Annotated in this window: 17 protein-coding genes and 1 tRNA gene; 7 read left to right on the top strand and 11 right to left on the bottom strand. The window is 58.1% G+C overall.

Annotated features, from left to right (window positions below; genetic code table 11):
* Positions 1–163: 163 nt before the first annotated feature.
* Complete coding sequence (locus BCF46_RS13625; protein ID WP_121025177.1) at positions 164–1,483, top strand: aspartate aminotransferase family protein; 1,320 nt, start codon at positions 164–166, stop codon at positions 1,481–1,483.
* 92 nt (positions 1,484–1,575) lie between these two features.
* The gene (locus BCF46_RS13620; protein WP_121025174.1) at positions 1,576–2,067 is read left to right on the top strand and encodes a ClbS/DfsB family four-helix bundle protein; all 492 of its coding nucleotides are present in this window, start codon (positions 1,576–1,578) and stop codon (positions 2,065–2,067) included.
* A gap of 91 nt (positions 2,068–2,158) precedes the next feature.
* On the opposite strand, the gene BCF46_RS13615 is transcribed toward BCF46_RS13620, so the two are convergent.
* From BCF46_RS13615 to BCF46_RS13595, 5 genes are all read right to left on the bottom strand, one after another.
* Positions 2,159–2,518, bottom strand: a complete 360-nt coding sequence (locus tag BCF46_RS13615; RefSeq protein WP_121025171.1) for a Lin0512 family protein — start codon at positions 2,516–2,518, stop codon at positions 2,159–2,161.
* Positions 2,518–2,865 (bottom strand): Lin0512 family protein, encoded by a 348-nt coding sequence (locus BCF46_RS13610; RefSeq protein WP_121025168.1) that lies wholly within the window; start codon positions 2,863–2,865, stop codon positions 2,518–2,520. The genes BCF46_RS13615 and BCF46_RS13610 overlap by 1 nt, the downstream gene beginning before the upstream one ends.
* 37 nt (positions 2,866–2,902) lie before the next feature.
* Positions 2,903–3,394 carry an isoprenylcysteine carboxyl methyltransferase family protein gene (locus BCF46_RS13605; RefSeq protein WP_121025164.1) on the bottom strand — a complete coding sequence of 164 codons (492 nt, stop codon included), beginning with the start codon at positions 3,392–3,394 and terminating at the stop codon, positions 2,903–2,905.
* Entirely contained in the window at positions 3,391–4,431 is a 1,041-nt protein-coding gene (locus BCF46_RS13600; protein WP_245990138.1) for a type III polyketide synthase, read from the bottom strand. Before BCF46_RS13600 ends, BCF46_RS13605 begins: the two co-directional genes overlap by 4 nt.
* A gap of 85 nt (positions 4,432–4,516) precedes the next feature.
* Positions 4,517–4,900, bottom strand: a complete 384-nt coding sequence (locus BCF46_RS13595) for a bleomycin resistance protein (protein WP_121025158.1) — start codon at positions 4,898–4,900, stop codon at positions 4,517–4,519.
* 298 nt (positions 4,901–5,198) lie between these two features.
* Here BCF46_RS13595 and BCF46_RS13590 point away from each other — a divergent pair, with 298 nt between their 5' ends.
* From BCF46_RS13590 to ilvN, 3 genes are all read left to right on the top strand, one after another.
* Complete coding sequence (locus BCF46_RS13590; protein ID WP_121025155.1) at positions 5,199–6,959, top strand: acetolactate synthase 3 large subunit; 1,761 nt, start codon at positions 5,199–5,201, stop codon at positions 6,957–6,959.
* 3 nt (positions 6,960–6,962) lie between these two features.
* Positions 6,963–7,331 (top strand): hypothetical protein, encoded by a 369-nt coding sequence (locus tag BCF46_RS13585; protein ID WP_121025152.1) that lies wholly within the window; start codon positions 6,963–6,965, stop codon positions 7,329–7,331.
* A 90-nt stretch (positions 7,332–7,421) separates the two neighbouring features.
* Positions 7,422–7,985 carry an acetolactate synthase small subunit gene (gene ilvN / locus BCF46_RS13580; protein WP_073141463.1) on the top strand — a complete coding sequence of 188 codons (564 nt, stop codon included), beginning with the start codon at positions 7,422–7,424 and terminating at the stop codon, positions 7,983–7,985.
* Positions 7,986–8,087: 102 nt separating this feature from the next.
* Here ilvN and BCF46_RS13575 read toward each other — a convergent pair whose 3' ends face one another.
* The gene (locus BCF46_RS13575; protein WP_073141461.1) at positions 8,088–8,324 is read right to left on the bottom strand and encodes an EF-hand domain-containing protein; all 237 of its coding nucleotides are present in this window, start codon (positions 8,322–8,324) and stop codon (positions 8,088–8,090) included.
* A 350-nt stretch (positions 8,325–8,674) separates the two neighbouring features.
* Here BCF46_RS13575 and BCF46_RS13570 point away from each other — a divergent pair, with 350 nt between their 5' ends.
* The gene (locus BCF46_RS13570) at positions 8,675–9,829 is read left to right on the top strand and encodes an aromatic ring-hydroxylating oxygenase subunit alpha (RefSeq protein WP_121025149.1); all 1,155 of its coding nucleotides are present in this window, start codon (positions 8,675–8,677) and stop codon (positions 9,827–9,829) included.
* Positions 9,826–10,032, top strand: coding sequence for a hypothetical protein (locus BCF46_RS13565; RefSeq protein WP_121025146.1), 207 nt, complete (start codon positions 9,826–9,828; stop codon positions 10,030–10,032). Before BCF46_RS13570 ends, BCF46_RS13565 begins: the two co-directional genes overlap by 4 nt.
* 10 nt (positions 10,033–10,042) lie before the next feature.
* On the opposite strand, the gene BCF46_RS13560 is transcribed toward BCF46_RS13565, so the two are convergent.
* The 5 genes from BCF46_RS13560 to BCF46_RS13540 all read right to left on the bottom strand — a co-directional run bounded on the left by BCF46_RS13560 (position 10,043) and on the right by BCF46_RS13540 (position 16,850).
* A complete protein-coding gene (locus tag BCF46_RS13560) occupies positions 10,043–10,762 on the bottom strand; it encodes a hypothetical protein (RefSeq protein WP_121025143.1) in 720 nt (239 codons plus the stop codon).
* Between the two features lie 579 nt (positions 10,763–11,341).
* Positions 11,342–15,031, bottom strand: coding sequence for a vitamin B12-dependent ribonucleotide reductase (locus tag BCF46_RS13555; protein WP_121025141.1), 3,690 nt, complete (start codon positions 15,029–15,031; stop codon positions 11,342–11,344).
* A gap of 700 nt (positions 15,032–15,731) precedes the next feature.
* Positions 15,732–15,808 (bottom strand) — tRNA-Pro (locus BCF46_RS13550).
* A 45-nt stretch (positions 15,809–15,853) separates the two neighbouring features.
* Complete coding sequence (locus BCF46_RS20205; protein WP_245990136.1) at positions 15,854–16,162, bottom strand: DUF192 domain-containing protein; 309 nt, start codon at positions 16,160–16,162, stop codon at positions 15,854–15,856.
* A 157-nt stretch (positions 16,163–16,319) separates the two neighbouring features.
* On the bottom strand, positions 16,320–16,850 hold the full coding sequence (locus BCF46_RS13540; RefSeq protein ID WP_121025430.1) for a cold-shock protein: 531 nt from the start codon (positions 16,848–16,850) through the stop codon (positions 16,320–16,322).
* Between the last annotated feature and the right edge of the window lie 34 nt (positions 16,851–16,884).

The raw sequence follows: 16,884 nt of genomic DNA, 5'->3' as shown, positions 1-16,884 counted from the left end.
ACGCGCATTTGCCAGAGCTTTGCTGTTCAAATGACAATTGTAAAAAAATAAACTTCCCCCAGAAGCCTTCAGTTCCGAGAATGTTCCAATTGTTTCAGCACATTGTCAACGCCAGTTTCGTATGTTTCAGTAAAGCTCTTCATCTCATCAAGGAATGACGCCAGTGTCACATGTTTTTCCTCGGCATACAAAATCCTCGCTCCCGACAGTCGCGAAGGGAGACGGTGTTTATCTGTATGATCATTCAGGCAAGGCATATTTTGACGGCTCCGGCGGCGCGGCAGTGTCTTGTCTTGGTCATGGGGACCGCGATGTAACAGACGCCATCAAAGCCCAGCTGGATCAGGTCGCTTTCGCGCATACCAGCTTCTTCACGTCTGATCCGGCGGAACAACTGGCCGACAAGTTGATTGCACATGCTCCTGAGGGTATCGATCGCGTATATCTTGTGTCGGGCGGCTCCGAAGCCATGGAGGCCGCTTTGAAACTGGCGCGGCAATATTTCGTGGAAACAGGCCAACCTCAGCGCCGTCACGTCATTGCAAGACGACAAAGCTATCACGGCAACACGCTCGGGGCATTGGCGACGGGTGGAAATGAATGGCGGCGCGCGCCCTTCTCGCCTTTGTTGGTCGAGACCACACATATCTCGCCGTGTTTTGAATATCGCGGCAAGCGGGACGACGAATCCACGTCGGATTACGGTTTGCGCGTGGCGAACGAGCTTGAGGCAGAGATCCTCAGACTTGGCGAAGACGCTGTTATCGCGTTTGTGGCAGAACCCGTCGTCGGGGCAACCGCGGGTGCAGTTCCTGCTGTCGAAGGTTACTTCAAACGCATCCGGGAGATTTGCGACACGTATGGCGTGCTCTTGATCCTGGACGAGGTGATGTGCGGCATGGGGCGCACCGGCACGTTATTTGCCAGCGAACAAGAGGGCATCAACCCCGATATCGTTGCTGTCGCCAAGGGCCTTGGGGCCGGATACCAGCCCATCGGGGCAATGCTGTGTTCCGCAAAGATATATGCCGCGATTGAACAAGGCAGCGGGTTTTTCCAACATGGGCACACTTATGTCGGCCACCCAACCGCAAGTGCCGCGGGTTTGGCCGTGTTGACCAAGCTGACCGATGGTGGGTTGGTCGACAAATGCGCGGTCATGGGAGCCAAGCTGCAGAGCGGTTTGATGCAGGCTTTTGGTCAGCACCCGAACATTGGGGATATCCGCGGGCGTGGCTTGTTTCACGGGATAGAATTTGTAGAGGATCGCGAGACCAAGCGCCCCTTCGCGCCAGAGCGTGCACTTCACAAAGCCCTCAAGAAAGAGACCTTTGAGGCGGGGCTGATTTGCTATCCGATGGGCGGCACGATTGATGGCAAGCAAGGCGATCACATCCTTCTCGCGCCGCCCTTTATCATGGAGGATAGGCATATCGACGAAATCATCTCAAAGCTGCAAACCGCAATCGCGCGGGTACTGTGATTGGGCGCTAGATGGTGCGCGAAGCGCGTTTGACAAAGGTCAACGCGGCTTTGTTCACGGGCCGCTAGACTTTCGGTTGAAAGGGGCGAGCCATGCCAGCAGCAACAGACAAAGCCGCACTATTGGCGGTCACACTCAAAGAGTACGAAAAGCTCGAAACGCTGATTGCGTCATTGAAGGCCGATCAGGTGATGATCCGTGATGACGGCACATCAATTAGGGATGTAATCGGGCATCGCGCCCACTGGATTGACCTGTTTCTGGGCTGGTACACGGATGGGCAAGCCGGCAGGACCGTCTACTTCCCCGCCGAAGGCTATAAGTGGAACGATCTAAAACGATATAATGCTGACCTGCGGGCGCGTCAGGCTGATCTGAGTTGGGACGACGTCACTGAACGTCTTGCAAAACGACACGCCGCTCTCGTGGCATTCATTGAAGGAGCATCAGAAGATGCGCTTTATGGCGGCCCGATGAAGGGCGCCAACAACACCTGGACCACGGGACGGTGGGCAGAGGCCGCGGGAGCGAGCCACTATAGGTCGGCCGCAAAATATATCCGCGCAGTGCTTCGGTCGATATAAGTGTTTTCGCCTTGCCTTCGGCACGGCGACCCGCCGGGGAGGCGCTGCCTCCCCGGACCCCTCCGAGGTATTTTTGAAGCAATGATGTAGGTTAGGACAGTTTCCAGTCTTTGGCCGTGATCGGCACAAAAGCCTCGATTGCCGCGGTCGCAATCACATGGGTCTGGTCGTTTTCCGCGTCATGCACATCCAACCCGCCCTTCACGGCTGTGACCTGCGCCTTGCCGCGTGGCAGCTCTGCCGTCAGGACCGCAATATCGAGTTGTTCCGGCTGCTGCACACCAATGGTGACCTGCACGCGCATCTCTTCATGGGGGATGTTCAACGACTTGAACATCACGATCGACGAATGATGCAGCGCGTCGTGAATGGCCCGTTTGGCCGCCTTGGTATAGTCGTGCCCGTAAAGGTCGTTGCCGGTGCCCATCTCAAGAATGATGCGATGTTCCATTACGCAGCCTCCATGTCGAAGCTGACCATGACGGCGGCGTTGGCAATGACAGTGGTGCCGGAGCCGTCGGGCTTGGGAATGTCCAACCCGCCCTGCTTGACGGTGATACTGGGCTGGCCGTAGGGGAAAATGTCGAGCAGCTTGGAGACATCCACTTCTTCGGGAGTCTGCACGCCAATTTCCACGTCGATAATCATGTCGGATTTCTCGAAGCCGAATGCCTCGGCCAGACTGACCGAGTTGTGCCAGAGCGCGTCACGGATGGCGCGGGCGGCGGCCTCGGTGTAGTCGCGGCGGCGGAGCGACGTGCCCATGCCGAATTCGTGGATCATGCGGGTCTTGGCCAAGGGGCTGCTCCTGTGTTGGGTCTTGAGAGTTGTGACCCTAGCGTCGCTGCGGCGCAAGCCCTGCGTTCTCGGCGCTGATCCGGACATACAGCATCGCCGCATTCAGGACCGTCCAGACCACGGCGACCCAGACCAGCCCCAGCACCATCGGCGCGACGATGATCTCCGCCACCACCAGCGTATAATTGGGATGGCGCAGGTAGCGGAACGGGCCGGTGGTGACCAAGGGCGTATCAGTGAGGATGATGCGCGTGGTCCAGCGCCGCCCCAGCGTGAGCAATATCCACACGCGCAACACCTGAAGGGCGGCAAAAAGGACCAGCCACGGGACCGAAACGGGGTTTTGCCAGCCAAAGACCACCAGAGCCGCAATCCATGCGGTGTGCATCGCGACCATGGCGGGGTAATGCGCGGCGCCAACCTCGGTGGCGCCGTTCGCCACGAGCCGCGCGGTGTTGCGCTTGGCGATGACCAGCTCGGACAGGCGCTGCACGATGATGAAGGCGAGGAACAGGGTGGCGGGTGTCATGGGGCCTCCAGCGGCAGGAAGGCACCGGTAAAACCGGGGCCGAGGGCGGCCAGCACCATCTGGCCCGATTGTTTGTTTTCGAGCACCTGCTTTAGCACGAACAGCACCGTCGGCGCGGACATATTGCCAAAGTCGCGCAGGACGTCCCGCTCCGCCCTCAGGCTTTCGGGCGGCAAGGACAGCGACTGTTCGATGGCGGTGACGACCTTTGCGCCGCCGGGATGGCAGACGAAACGCGCAATGTTCGCCGCGCCCAGACCGCTGAGATCAAGCGCCTTGAGCGCGGCCTCGCGCAGGTTCGCGGTCACGAAGTCGGGGATAGAGCGGTCAAAGATCACGCCCAACCCGACCTCGTCCACGTCCCAGCCCATGATGTCCAACGTGTCTGGCCACAGGATTTGGCGTGCTACCCCAAGTTTCGGCCCCTGCCCCTCGGTGGACAGCACCGCGGCAGCGGCCCCGTCGCCGAACAGCACGGTTGCGATCACGTCGGCCTTTTGCATCCGGTCCGTGCGGAACGACACCGAGCACGCCTCGACCGACACCATCAGCACCTTCGAGCCGGGGCAACCCGCCGCCAGTTGCTGCGCAATGCCCAGACCGCTGACGCCGCCGGCGCAGCCAAGGCCGAAGACCGGCACGCGCTGGATGTCCCGGCGAAACCCCATACGGGTGAAGGCGCGGGCCTCCAGCGTCGGGGTGGCGATCCCGGTGGTGGAGACCGTCACCACCGTGTCGATCTGGTCCGCGCAAAGGCCGGCATCCTTCAGGGCAGCGGTGGCTGCGTCGATGAACAACTCCGTCGCGCCCTCGGTGTACGCGGCGGTGCGCTCCGTCCAGCCCTTGTCATGGGTGAACCAGTCGATCGGCACCACGGAATACCGCGTCTCGACGCCGGAGGTCGCGAAGCTGGGCGCGAGCCGCTCGAACTGTGCATAGCGCGGGCCAAGCAGCCTTCGTGCCGTGTCTTCGGCCAGCGTCTGGGGTAGGATATGGGGTGGCACCGCCGTGCCAAGCCCGTTCAGATATACGGTCACGCGCATTCATCCTTTCGAGGTATTGCAAGACATAACGCGCGGCAGGCAAAAGGGTCGCGGTTTCACACAAACGTGCGCGGCCCTATCACGGAGGGTCAATGCCCTGCCCGAACATCAGCAGGTTCGGCCCCTCGTCGATCACGTGAAACTCGCGCTGGTTATAGGGCTGGTTGAACGGCGCACGCACGCGGCCTTTCGGCAACTCCGACAGGTTCGGCCCCAACTCGGCCCAAAGCGCATCCACATCATCGACGTCAATATAGACCATCTGCTGTCGTTTCTCGTCGGTCAGGTCCGCGTCTGTGGTCAACAGCCGGACGGCGGCATTGTCGCGGTGCATAAAGGCGTATCCGAAGTCCCCCTCGGACAGAAATCCGGTGGTGAATCCCAGATAATTCTCAAAAAACGCGATTTCGGCCCTGATGTCCGAACACATCAGAAACGGGGTGATCTGCTTCAGTTTAGCCATTCTGCGTCTCCAATTTTTGAGTTAGTGTCGTGAGACAAGCCGCTGACGCAACAAAAATACAATAAAATCGACACCAGAGACACAAAATTCAGCCGATTGGCGGTTGACCCCCCTGAATCGGCTGGTAATGTCCCCGCACACTCGCGAAGGAGCATCCGGCATGGCCGATGTAGTCGTCATTCTAGTCAAACGGTGCATGGGTCGGTAACGACACTCCATAACTGGAACCATGCGCCCCCGCCAAACACGGGGGCTTTTTTGTGAGCAGATGAAAAGATGAATAGCTAAGGACAGCACGATGGCGAACAAGCAGATGACCGGCGCGGAGATGGTGGTTCAGGCTCTGATAGATCAGGGCGTGGACACGGTATTCGGATATCCCGGCGGCGCCGTGCTACCGATCTATGACGAGATTTTCCAGCAGGAGAAGATCAACCACATCCTTGTGCGCCACGAGCAGGGCGCGACCCATGCCGCCGAAGGCTACGCGCGCTCCACCGGCAAGCCGGGCGTTGTTCTGGTGACCTCCGGCCCCGGTGCCACCAACGCAGTGACCGGCATGACCGACGCGCTGATGGACAGCATCCCGATGATCGTTTTGTGCGGTCAGGTGCCGACCTTCATGATCGGCAATGACGCGTTTCAGGAAGCCGACACCGTCGGCATCACGCGGCCCTGCTCCAAGCATAACTGGCTGGTCAAGGACACCGACCAGCTGTCCGACGTGATCCATCAGGCATTCCACGTGGCGACCAGCGGCCGCCCCGGCCCCGTGCTGGTCGACATTCCCAAGGACGTGCAGTTTGCCAAAGGCACCTATGTGCCGCCCAAGGCCGCCAGCACGCAGCACTATGCGCCCAAGGTGAAGGGTGACATCGAGAAGATCACCGAACTGGTCGAGATGATGGAAAAGGCGCAGCGCCCGATCCTCTATACCGGCGGCGGCGTCATCAACTCCGGCGACAGCGCGACCGCGTTGCTGCGCGAATTGGCGAAGGAAACCGGCTTCCCCGTGACCTCCACCCTGATGGGTCTGGGTGCCTACCCCGCGTCCGGCGACCAGTGGTTGGGCATGCTGGGCATGCACGGGCTTTACGAGGCTAACATGGCGATGCATGGCTGCGATCTGATGATCAATATCGGCGCGCGCTTCGACGACCGGATCACGGGCCGCGTGGATGCGTTTTCGCCCAATTCCAAGAAGGCGCATATCGACATCGACGCGTCCTCGATCAACAAGATTATCCATGTGGACGTGCCGATCATCGGCGACGTAGCGCATGTTCTGGAAGACCTGCTGCGGGTGTGGAAATCACGCGGGCGCAAGACCCATAAGGATGGCGTCGCCAAGTGGTGGAAAAAGATCGAAGAATGGCGCACAAAGCGTTGCTTGGAATATAAAAACTCCGAAACCATCATCAAGCCGCAATACGCCTTGCAACGGCTGGAGGCGCTCACCAAGCACCGCAAGGACCGCTTCATCTGCACCGAGGTCGGCCAGCATCAAATGTGGGCGGCGCAATATCTGAACTTTGAAGACCCCAACCACTGGATGACCTCCGGCGGTCTTGGCACCATGGGCTACGGCCTGCCCGCCTCTGTTGGTGTGCAGGTTGCGCATCCCGATGCGTTGGTGATCAACGTAGCGGGCGAGGCATCGTGGCTGATGAACATGCAGGAAATGGGCACCGCGCGGCAATATAACCTGCCGATCAAACAGTTCATCCTCAACAACGAGCGCCTTGGCATGGTCCGCCAGTGGCAGCAATTGCTGCATGGCAACCGCTACAGCCATTCATGGTCCGAGGCCCTGCCCGATTTCGTCGTTCTGGCGCAGGCCTTCGGCGCGAAAGGCATCAAATGCACTGATCCGTCCGATCTGGATGACGCAATCATGGAAATGCTGAACCATGACGGCCCGGTGGTCTTCGATTGCGGCGTCGAGAAGCACGAAAACTGCTACCCCATGATCCCCTCCGGAGCACCGCATAACGAGATGCTCATGGGCGAGGATACCGGCGAGGACGCCATCGGCACCAAAGGCGCAGTGATGGTGTAAGTCATGTTCGAATGGCTCAGCTCCCTCTTCGCAGCCGCCCTGCCCCCGGCCGTCGTTCCGGACTTCGACCTGAACCGCGACGTCTACCAGCAGGAATTGCGGTTTGCTCAGGCGGCCGAGGTCTGCGTCTGCGGCACGGGATGCGACGACGCGCCGGAGGGTGGCTATCTGGTGATAGCCACAGTAACCGGCTCGGGCGATGCACAGGTGCTGCATTTCTCGGACCGGATCGAAATTGACGGGGTGCCCGTGATTGTAAGACCCGCGAGCATCTGCCTCGACAAGTCAGCACAGGAACCGCTGCGCCTGACACTTCTGACACAAGCGGGCTATCCGGCCAAATCCGGCACCCCCGTGATCGACATAAGATAGAAAAATGCGACGCACAGACAGACCGATTTCATGCCATACGCTTTGCAGACGCAAAGCCGATACATATCAGACACCGAAAAGAGGCCCCAAATGTCCCCGCTGAAAATCAAAAAAGGCTCGTCCAAACATTCGGCCTATGACCTCAAAGACCCCAATGCCGACTACATCGAGCGCCACACACTGGCCTGCGTCGTCACCAACGAAGCGGGTGTTCTGGCGCGGGTGATCGGGCTGTTCTCTGGCCGCGGCTACAACATCGAAAGCCTCACCGTGGCGGAGGTGGACCACGAAGGCCACCGCTCGCGCATCACCATTGTGACCGTGGGAACCCCTGCGGTGATCACCCAGATCAAGGCACAGCTGGAACGGATGGTTCCTGTCCATGACGTCCACGACCTGACCGAAGAAGGTGCCAGCGTCGAGCGTGAACTGGCGCTGTTCAAGGTCACTGGAACTGGCAGCGACCGGATCGAAGCGCTGCGTCTGGCCGAGATTTTCCGCGCCAATGTGGTGGACAGCACCCTAGAAAGCTTCGTCTTCGAGATGACGGGGCATTCCGAAAAAATTGATGCTTTTGCGGACCTTATGCGCCCGCTGGGCTTGGTCGAGCAGGCCCGCACCGGCGTCGCAGCGCTCTCGCGCGGCGCAAAATAGAGTGATCCGCGTCCCTGCCACCCGAGGCAGATCGAGTAGAGACAGGGACGCGGATCTTTCGCCACGACGAGTAATGCTGGCTCGCGCCGTGGCGAATTTAGGTTAGGCCTCGGGGATCAGGCCGCCTTCTGTGGCTGCTGTCAGCTCCTCTTCGTCCACAACGCCGTCACCATTGGTGTCGACTGCGGAAAAGCCTTCCTCGGTCAGGGTCGGGTACACGGCCAGCATCTCGGTGAAGGACACGACGCCGTCGCCGTCGCTGTCCAGATCGGCCACAGCGGCAAATGCCGAAGTGCCCATTACAGTAGCGGTAGTCAGTGCAATAAGAGCGGTTTTCATTGAACTCTCTCCATTTGGTCGTTTCAGGTTTAGGCCCGTCCTTCTGGGCCGAGCCACCTCGCTGGTGGTCTCGAGACTGTAGATGGACCCTGCCCCGCCCGATGGGGAGAGGTCCGTGCTAAACCGCTGAAAACAAGCCATTCGCTGCCGTTTCGGTGCGTGAACGCAGGCATGGGATTGCCGAGCAAGCCCCCTCATAAGCCGTTCGGCGGGAACCTTCCTACGGCTCGTACCGGTTTCGGCAGGAAGCCGTCCATGCGTCGCGGTGAGGCAAACCATGTCGCAGTGATACAAGCGATGTGGCCCCGAATCTGGGAGGGTTTTCCCAATTCAGTTGTTGGGAGACCGCTATGTCCACTGATCTCACCGCCGTTATTGCACCCATTGAACAGGCGCGCGGTCTGCCGAATGCCCATTACATTGACGAGGCGACCTTTGCCGAGGAAACCGCCGCCGTCTTGCACGCCACATGGGCGGGCTTGGCCGTGGGCGCGGATGTGCCGGAAAATGGCGACGCGAAGCCGATGGAGTTTCTGGGCCTGCCGTTGCTGCTGATCCGCGACAAGGATGGCGATGTGCGGGTGTTCCAGAACACCTGCCGTCATCGCGGGATGATCCTTGTGTCCGAGCCACGCAAGATCGAAGGCGCCATCCGCTGCCCCTACCATTCATGGTGCTACTCGACCAAAGGCAAGCTGGTGGCCACGCCCCATGTGGGTGGTCCGGGAATGAACACCCATGAGGCGATAGACAACACCACGCTGGGGTTGATCGAGGTCCGCTCCCATATCTGGCGCGACGTGGTGTTCGTGAACATCTCTGGCACCGCCGCCCCGTTCGACGAGATGCATGCCGACCTGATCGCCCGTTGGTCCGAGTTCGACCAGCCGATGTATCATGGCGGCGCGGACAGCAGCTTCACGCTAGGCGCCAACACCAACTACAAACTGGCGGTGGAGAACTATTGCGAAAGCTACCATCTGCCTTGGGTCCACCCTGGCCTGAACAGCTATTCGCGGTTGGAGGATCACTACAATATCAACGAGCCGGACAAGTATTCCGGCCAAGGCACGCTGGTCTATCGCCAGTTCGAAGGTGAAGACGGCAAGCGCTTCCCCGACTTCGAGGGCCTCAGCGACAAGTGGAACGAGGGTGCGGAATACATCACGCTCTACCCCAACGTGTTGCTCGCCGCGCAGCGCGACCACGGCTACGCAATTATTCTGGAACCCAAGTCGATCAACACGACACTGGAGCATGTCCACATCTACTACGCGGCCCCTCAGGTCGATGATGCGATGCGGGTAAAGAACACTGCCTTGTGGAAAGAGGTGTTCGAGGAGGACATCTTCGTCGTTGAAGGCATGCAACGCGGCCGCTACGGGCCGGGCTTTGATGGCGGGCGGTTCTCCCCAGCGATGGACGGCCCGACCCATTGCTTCCACGCATGGGTGGCGCAGCGGATACTGGATTACCGGCAAAGCCACGCCATCGCGGCGCAGTGAGCCTTGATGCAGACTTGCTCGCCGCCCATGCGGCGGGCGATGTGGAGGCGTTGATTGCGCTTTATACGCAAGCGTCGCAGGAAGCGGTTCAGGAAGTAGCGCGGGGGTTCTACCTGACCCACGCCTACGTGTTTGCATTAGAAGCCGGAGACGCGCGGGCTTACGGGTTGGCGGCTGGGTTAAGGGCGCAAGGGCGGCTTTGAGGCTGAAACGCTACTTCTTGCAAGAGTATTCAAATAGTTCTGCCATCGCGCTCTCGGCGTGATCGTTGATTTCCTTAAACGTAGACAAAATTTCTAGGAACGTCTTCTCAGCACGAATATCGGCACCTAGCCCAGGTTCTGGAACCCTAACGAGTCCACTGAATCTGTTCCACGCAGGGCTTTTATAACCATTACACAGGGGGACATTGTAGTAGGTCCCACACCCCTTGATCTTATCAGAGTAACTATGGCACCGGAAAAACCTTACATCGGTTTCGTTAAACTGGCTCAACTTAAGAGGTAGATCGAATGGGTCTCGCGCCCAGACAAAGAAGTGCATTCGCTCCGACTTCTCACGCAGTTCACCATCTACGGAGAGGCTGACCTCCCAAACATCGGGGGCAACCGACGTCAAATGCACCCCAAGCTTGTTGTCCAGTCCAGTCGCTCTGGCTGGATTCCGATAGCTTAGCAACTGAAACAGCGAGCCGTCCTGCAAAATGGAAGACTTATGCATGTCAGCCCCCAAATCAAGCTTCCAACCCACATCCGTCTGGCAGATAATTTCTGAACCCGTCGGTCCCAGCCGATCCATTATTTGGCCAAGATTAGGCTTACATCCTACGAAGTCATCTTGGCTACGCACCTGTAAAGGAAAAAGGCCGATGAAGGCTATTAGGAAAGCAAGTGAAATAGAACGGGTAACACGAAGCGCGGGCAAGCTTGTCATTGAATGGGGGCGCTTCCTTGATTTGAGTAATTGTTACAATAGCTTCCGTGGCCAAGTGAATTTTGTGTTTTTGTTATGATCCATAGAGTTTGACTATAACGGTGGGTTCTTATTGTGACCATAGCCTTCATATCATTGCTTCAAACTTTAAGGACAACGCATTGAGAGATAAATGCATCGCAGATTTACGCTGGATGAACGGCACCCCTGCCCCTTAGACGAGAAAAAGGCCCCTTCCGAAGAAGGGGCCGAGGTTCACTGATCAGGCTCGTAATTATACCGCTCAAGTTTTTTTGCCTGCGGCCTGATCTGCGTCAGGGGCGAGCGCACCCGCCCCGGAAAGCTGATCGCGCACAATGCGCGACCAGTGTCTCGTATTTCAATCTCGGAATTTGCTACCGCATCTCCCGCATTTTACCGATTTGGTATCGCTACTCATGATCCAACGATCACAGTAGCCACACCAATTTGCTTCCTCCGGTACATCCACCCCCTTGAGGCGTGGCTTCACAGTAGCCAATCTTGGCGGCAACACTTTTAACGCCGCTTTGGACTTGCTTTCGTACCAAACAGTCATTCTCAGCTACACCCAGACGTCCCGCCGCAGGTGTTGCACTTCATGCAGGTGCCGTTGCGCACCAGCGTGTAGTTGCCGCACTCGCCGCAAGCTTCGCCTTCGTAGCCTTGCATCTTTGCCTTGGTCCGTGCGTCCAAGGACGTGGCCCCCGAGGCAATTGCGCTTGTGACTTCCGGCACCAGCGTTTGCAGGGCTGCAACCGGATCGGCGGCACTGTCGAGCGCCGTGGCCCCCATCGTCGCGTGGCCCATGCCCATGCCGCCTTGCAGGACTTTCAACTCTTGCGGCACGCGCTTGCGCAGGTAGCCGGTGGAGCTGATCTGCTTCAGCACTTCGAGGGATTTGGACGCAGCGCTTTCCGACAGGTCGTCGATGTTTTGCAGGTTCTCGTCCTCGCCCCGACCGATATCGTCGAAAGTCGCCCCTGTTGGCTTCACATGGGCCAGATCGGTGCGGTCCAAGTAAGACACGGCCAATTCGCGGAAGATGTAGTCGAGGATCGACGTTGCATTCTTGATGCTGTCATTGCCTTGGACCATGCCCGCAGGCTCGAACTTGGTGAAGGTGAAGGCATCCACGAACTCCTCCAGCGGCACGCCGTATTGCAGACCAACGGACACCGCGATGGCGAAGTTGTTCATCATGGCGCGGAAGCCCGCACCCTCTTTGTGCATGTCGATGAAGATTTCACCCAACTGGCCGTCCTGGTATTCGCCAGTACGCAGATACACTTTGTGCCCGCCGACGACGGCCTTTTGGGTGTAACCCTTGCGGCGCTCCGGCATTTTGGTGCGCGCGGTGGCCTTTTCGACTTCACGGATGATGATCTTCTCGATCACCTTCTCGGCCAGCACGGTGGCTTTCTCGTGGTTAGAACCGCTCTCGAGGATCTCTGCTGCCTCGTCATCGTCTTCAACAAGCGCGGCGGCCAGAGGTTGCGACAGTTTGGAGCCGTCACGGTAGAGCGCGTTGGCCTTGATGCCCAAGGACCAAGACAGCTCGTAGGCTTTCTGGCAGTCCTCGATATTGGCGTCGTTCGGCATGTTGATCGTTTTGGAGATCGCACCTGAGATGAAGGATTGTGCCGCCGCCATCATATAGATGTGGCTGTCCACGGACAGGAAGCGTTTGCCCTTCTTGCCGCAGGGGTTGGCGCAATCGAACACTTTGTAGTGCTCTTCTTTCAGGTGCGGTGCACCTTCCAAGGTCATCGTGCCGCACACGTGGTCGTTGGCGTGCTCGATCTGCTCTTTGCTAAAGCCAAGGTGACGCAGCATGTCGAAGCTTGGATTGTTCAGCTCTTTGGCCGGGATGCCGAGGGTCTGCGTGCAGAACTCCTCGCCCAAGGTCCACTGGTTGAACACGAAGCGGATGTCGAAGGCACTTGGAAGTGCCGCTTCGATCTTGGCCAGCTCAGCCTCACCGAAGCCGTGACCGACCAGCGAGGTGTGGTTGATGCCCGGTGCGTTGCCGATGGTGCCGTGGCCCACTGCGTAGGACACGATTTCTTCGATCTGGTTGCTGGCATAGCCGAGGTTTTCCAGCGCGCCAGTCACACCGCGGTTGATGATCTTGAAGTAGCCGCCGCCGGCCAGCTTCTTGAACTTCACCAGTGCGAAGTCAGGCTCGATGCCCGTGGTGTCGCAATCCATGACCAGACCGATGGTGCCGGTGGGCGCGATCACGGTGGATTGCGCGTTGCGGTAGCCGTGCTTCTCGCCCAGATCCAGCGCTTCGTCCCATGCGGCCATTGCAAGGCTGACAAGGTCTTGGTCGGGGCAGTTTGCGTGGTCCAGCGCCAGTGGCTTTATGTCCAGCTTCTCGTAGCCTTCGTCATTGCCATAGGCCGCGTTGCGGTGGTTACGGATCACTTTGAGCATATGCTCGGAGTTTTTCGCGTAGCCCGGGAACGGACCCAGCTCCTTAGCGATCTCGGCGGAGGTGGCGTAAGACACACCGGTCATCAGCGCCGTCAGGGCCCCACACATCGCGCGGCCCTCTTTGCTGTCGTAGCCGTAGCCCATGTTCATCAGCAGACCGCCGATATTGGCGTAGCCCAGACCCAAGGTGCGGAAGTCGTAGGAGCGTTGCGCGATCTCCTTGGACGGGAATTGCGCCATGGTGACGGAGATTTCCAGCGTCAGCGTCCACAGGCGGCTGGCGTGCATATACAGCTCTGCGTCGAACTTCTGGTCCTTCTGGTAGGTCAGCAGGTTCATCGACGCGAGGTTGCAGGCCGTGTCGTCCAAGAACATGTATTCGGAGCACGGGTTGGAGCCGCGGATCGGGCCGTCTTCGGGGCATGTGTGCCAAGCGTTGACGGTGTCGTGGTACTGGATGCCCGGATCGGCACAGGCCCATGCTGCGTGGCCGACTTGTTCCCACAGATCGCGGGCCTTGATGGTCTTGCAGACTTTGTCGTCTTTGCGGTTGATCAGATCCCAGTCGCCATCAGCCTCGACAGCCTTCAAGAAGGCATCTGTGACGCGGATGGAGTTGTTGGAGTTCTGGCCGGAGACCGAGTTATACGCCTCGCTATCCCAATCGGTGTCGTAGACTGGGAACTCGATTGAAGTGTAGCCCTGACGTGCGTAGTCCAGCACCCGTTTGACGTAAGTCTCTGGAATTGCGACTTTCTTGGCGTCGCGGATCGCGTCTTTCAGCTGCTCGTTTGCCTTCGGGTCTACGGCGTCTTCTAGCTTGCCGTCCCAGCCTTTGATGGCTTGGAAAATCACATTGAGCTTCTGTTCGTGCATCTTGGAGCCTGCGACGATGGACGCCACTTTCTGCTCTTCAAGAACCTTCCAGTTGATGAACTCTTCAATATCTGGGTGATCCGCATCAACGATCACCATTTTCGCGGCACGGCGCGTGGTGCCGCCGGATTTGATGGCCCCTGCTGCGCGATCCCCGATTTTCAGGAAACCCATCAGGCCGGAGGACTTACCCCCGCCTGACAGGCTTTCGCCAGCGGCACGCAGGGAGGAAAAGTTTGTGCCAGTGCCGGAACCGTATTTGAACAGGCGCGCCTCGCGGACCCACAAGTCCATGATGCCACCTTCATTCACCAGATCGTCGGAAACGGACTGGATGAAGCAGGCATGGGGCTGCGGGTGCTCGTAGGACGACTTGGATTTGGTCAGTTTGCCGGTTTGGAAGTCGACATAGTGGTGGCCTTGGGCCGGACCGTCGATGCCGTAGGCCCAGTGCAGACCGGTGTTGAACCATTGTGGAGAGTTCGGAGCGGCCATCTGTTTGGCCAGCATCACGCGCATTTCGTCATAATAGGCTTGGGCGTCAGCTTCGGTGGTAAAGTAGCCACCTTTCCAGCCCCAGTAGCACCATGCCCCTGCAAGGCGGTCGAATACCTGCTTGGATGAGGTCTCGCCGCTATAGCGTTGGTCTTCGGGCAGCTTGTTCAAGGCGGCGTCATCAGGAACGGAGCGCCACAAGAATTCTGGTACACCCTTTTCTTTAACTGTTTTGGTCGCCGCCGGGACACCGGCTTTGCGGAAGTACTTCTGCGCAATGACGTCAGAGGCGACTTGGCTCCAGCCTGCGGGCACTTCTACGTTGTCGAGTTTGAATACGATCGTCCCGTCTGGGTTGCGAATCTCGGACGCTGTGGAGGTGAATTCCAGTGCCGAATAGGCGTCTTGTCCAGCTTTCGTAAGCTTACGGTCGATCTTCATTAGTCTTTCCCCGATCCCAGGCGCTTTAATTGCGCGTGCTAAATACGTGTGACCTACCTCAAGCGGGTCGTGGTTATACACGAGGACAAAAGCCACCTGCCCCATACCTAAGCATGAGCGAGCATCTCTTTGACGCTAAGTGTCTGGAGTGTTCCCCGTCCCGTGACTGCTGCATGCCACTATATGTGGTGGCTTATGCGTCAGTCTGCACAACCTGACGTATCACCCCCCGTCGGGTCAACGGAATTCTTACCGGTTTCAGTGACAAAAATCTGTTGACCTTTGCTAGCTCGGTTTCGCTCCGATTCTCCGACGGTGGCATCAAAATTAGTGCACAGGTCGTGCCGGAAAGAAAAACCACGGAAATTAGGCAGCTTATCGCCGAAAGCTAGGGTATCGGGTGAACTATCCACAGGCTTATCCACAGAACAGGCGTATCAGCGGGCAACCAAAAAACCACATATAGGGTTTGGTGAAAGTCATCTCATCAATATGTAGTCGGCTGATTTTGTCGCCCGGATGTCACGCCTTTCCCGAGGTTCAGGGCCAGAGCGACAGAATCGCTAGGTGACGGCCTTAACGTGGCAGGATGGGTATTGGCGTACGAATAATATCGCGCGCGACAGGCGCCGCTGCGGGAACGTAGAAAATAGCTGATGGGTTAAGGAGGATTTTATCACCGGTACTCCGGTAATTTAGATGGTCGGGGCGAGAGGATTCGAACCTCCGACCCCCTGTACCCAAAACAGGTGCGCTACCAGGCTGCGCCACGCCCCGACGATCTGAGGGCTTCCTAAACACCTTCTTCGGGTTTGAAAAGCCCTAACCGCAGGGCCAAAGCGCTTCATTTTGATTAAAGCTGGGATGTCTTAGTATATCGCCTTCAGAAATCCCAAATTGCGATGCTAAGCCGCCGCCGATCTCCAAGACATGGGTCAATCCATCGCCACCGCTGATCGGGGTTTCGTCATGTGGAATCGCATTGGCATGGATGCTGGCAATTCGACCCGTGGGTTCGACGAAAATCATATCAAGAGGGATCAGCGTGTTGCGCATCCAAAAGGCAAGTGGCTGCGCTCGCTCGTAGACGAACAACATACCCGCAAGCTTGGGAAGCGCGTCCCTGTTCATTAACCCGATCGCGCGCTCTTGCGCGTCATCTGCTATTTCAACGCGGAACGATATCGAGCCAAAGTCACCCTTGATGCTAACGCGATCAGGCGTGCAAACATCAGAATAGGCTCCGCTTGTGGCAGAGCCAGACAGAAGCAGAGCAGCAAAAAATGCTCTAGTCGTTGTCGATAGCGTGATCCCAGGCGTGAATTTCCGCAGCCATTTTACCGCGGTCCCCGTCGACAACACGCACACACACGGCTTCGCCTGCAAGCAAATCCGCAAGCCCGCACCGGCGGAGAACTTCGACATGAAGGAAGATGTCGTCACTTGATCCATAAGCATTGGCAAATCCGAAGCCCTTGCCCTTGTCAAACCATTTCACCCGCGCAGGGATCATTTCAATGTCATCGTGATCAGCAATCACGCTGGCGATGCCACCCTCTTCGGGGTCTACGACTGGCGGCGTGAGCGATAGCACCTCGACCGCCTGTAGGCCGCGATCGGTTTCCTGAACGCGTAACTCCACCATGCTGGCGTCAGCTACCGAGCCCTGCCCGAAATTTCGTAGAACATTTGCATGAAGCAAGATGTCCGGACCGCCTTCGTCCGCGACAACAAAGCCAAAACCTTTGACTGCATCAAACCATTTAACCTGACCTACCACGAAACGGGTCGTATCAGTAACTTCGTTATTCTGTGTCATCCACACCGCGTCAAACTTTTCGACGCCTCCAAGA

The organism is Litoreibacter meonggei, from assembly GCF_003663885.1.
Classification (GTDB): Bacteria; Pseudomonadota; Alphaproteobacteria; order Rhodobacterales; family Rhodobacteraceae; genus Litoreibacter; species Litoreibacter meonggei.
Note: the sequence above shows the minus strand (reverse complement) of the source record. Positions and strands in the feature narration are given on the sequence as shown.

Coding starts and splice junctions, on each gene's coding strand:
- BCF46_RS13620 (WP_121025174.1), top strand. CDS start 1,576: ATGCCAGCAGCAACAGACAAAGCCGCACTATTGGCGGTCACACTCAAA.
- BCF46_RS13615 (WP_121025171.1), bottom strand. CDS start 2,518: ATGGAACATCGCATCATTCTTGAGATGGGCACCGGCAACGACCTTTAC.
- BCF46_RS13605 (WP_121025164.1), bottom strand. CDS start 3,394: ATGACACCCGCCACCCTGTTCCTCGCCTTCATCATCGTGCAGCGCCTG.
- BCF46_RS13595 (WP_121025158.1), bottom strand. CDS start 4,900: ATGGCTAAACTGAAGCAGATCACCCCGTTTCTGATGTGTTCGGACATC.
- BCF46_RS13590 (WP_121025155.1), top strand. CDS start 5,199: ATGGCGAACAAGCAGATGACCGGCGCGGAGATGGTGGTTCAGGCTCTG.
- BCF46_RS13585 (WP_121025152.1), top strand. CDS start 6,963: ATGTTCGAATGGCTCAGCTCCCTCTTCGCAGCCGCCCTGCCCCCGGCC.
- ilvN (WP_073141463.1), top strand. CDS start 7,422: ATGTCCCCGCTGAAAATCAAAAAAGGCTCGTCCAAACATTCGGCCTAT.
- BCF46_RS13575 (WP_073141461.1), bottom strand. CDS start 8,324: ATGAAAACCGCTCTTATTGCACTGACTACCGCTACTGTAATGGGCACT.
- BCF46_RS13570 (WP_121025149.1), top strand. CDS start 8,675: ATGTCCACTGATCTCACCGCCGTTATTGCACCCATTGAACAGGCGCGC.
- BCF46_RS13560 (WP_121025143.1), bottom strand. CDS start 10,762: ATGACAAGCTTGCCCGCGCTTCGTGTTACCCGTTCTATTTCACTTGCT.
- BCF46_RS13555 (WP_121025141.1), bottom strand. CDS start 15,031: ATGAAGATCGACCGTAAGCTTACGAAAGCTGGACAAGACGCCTATTCG.
- BCF46_RS20205 (WP_245990136.1), bottom strand. CDS start 16,162: ATGAACAGGGACGCGCTTCCCAAGCTTGCGGGTATGTTGTTCGTCTAC.
- BCF46_RS13540 (WP_121025430.1), bottom strand. CDS start 16,850: ATGACACAGAATAACGAAGTTACTGATACGACCCGTTTCGTGGTAGGT.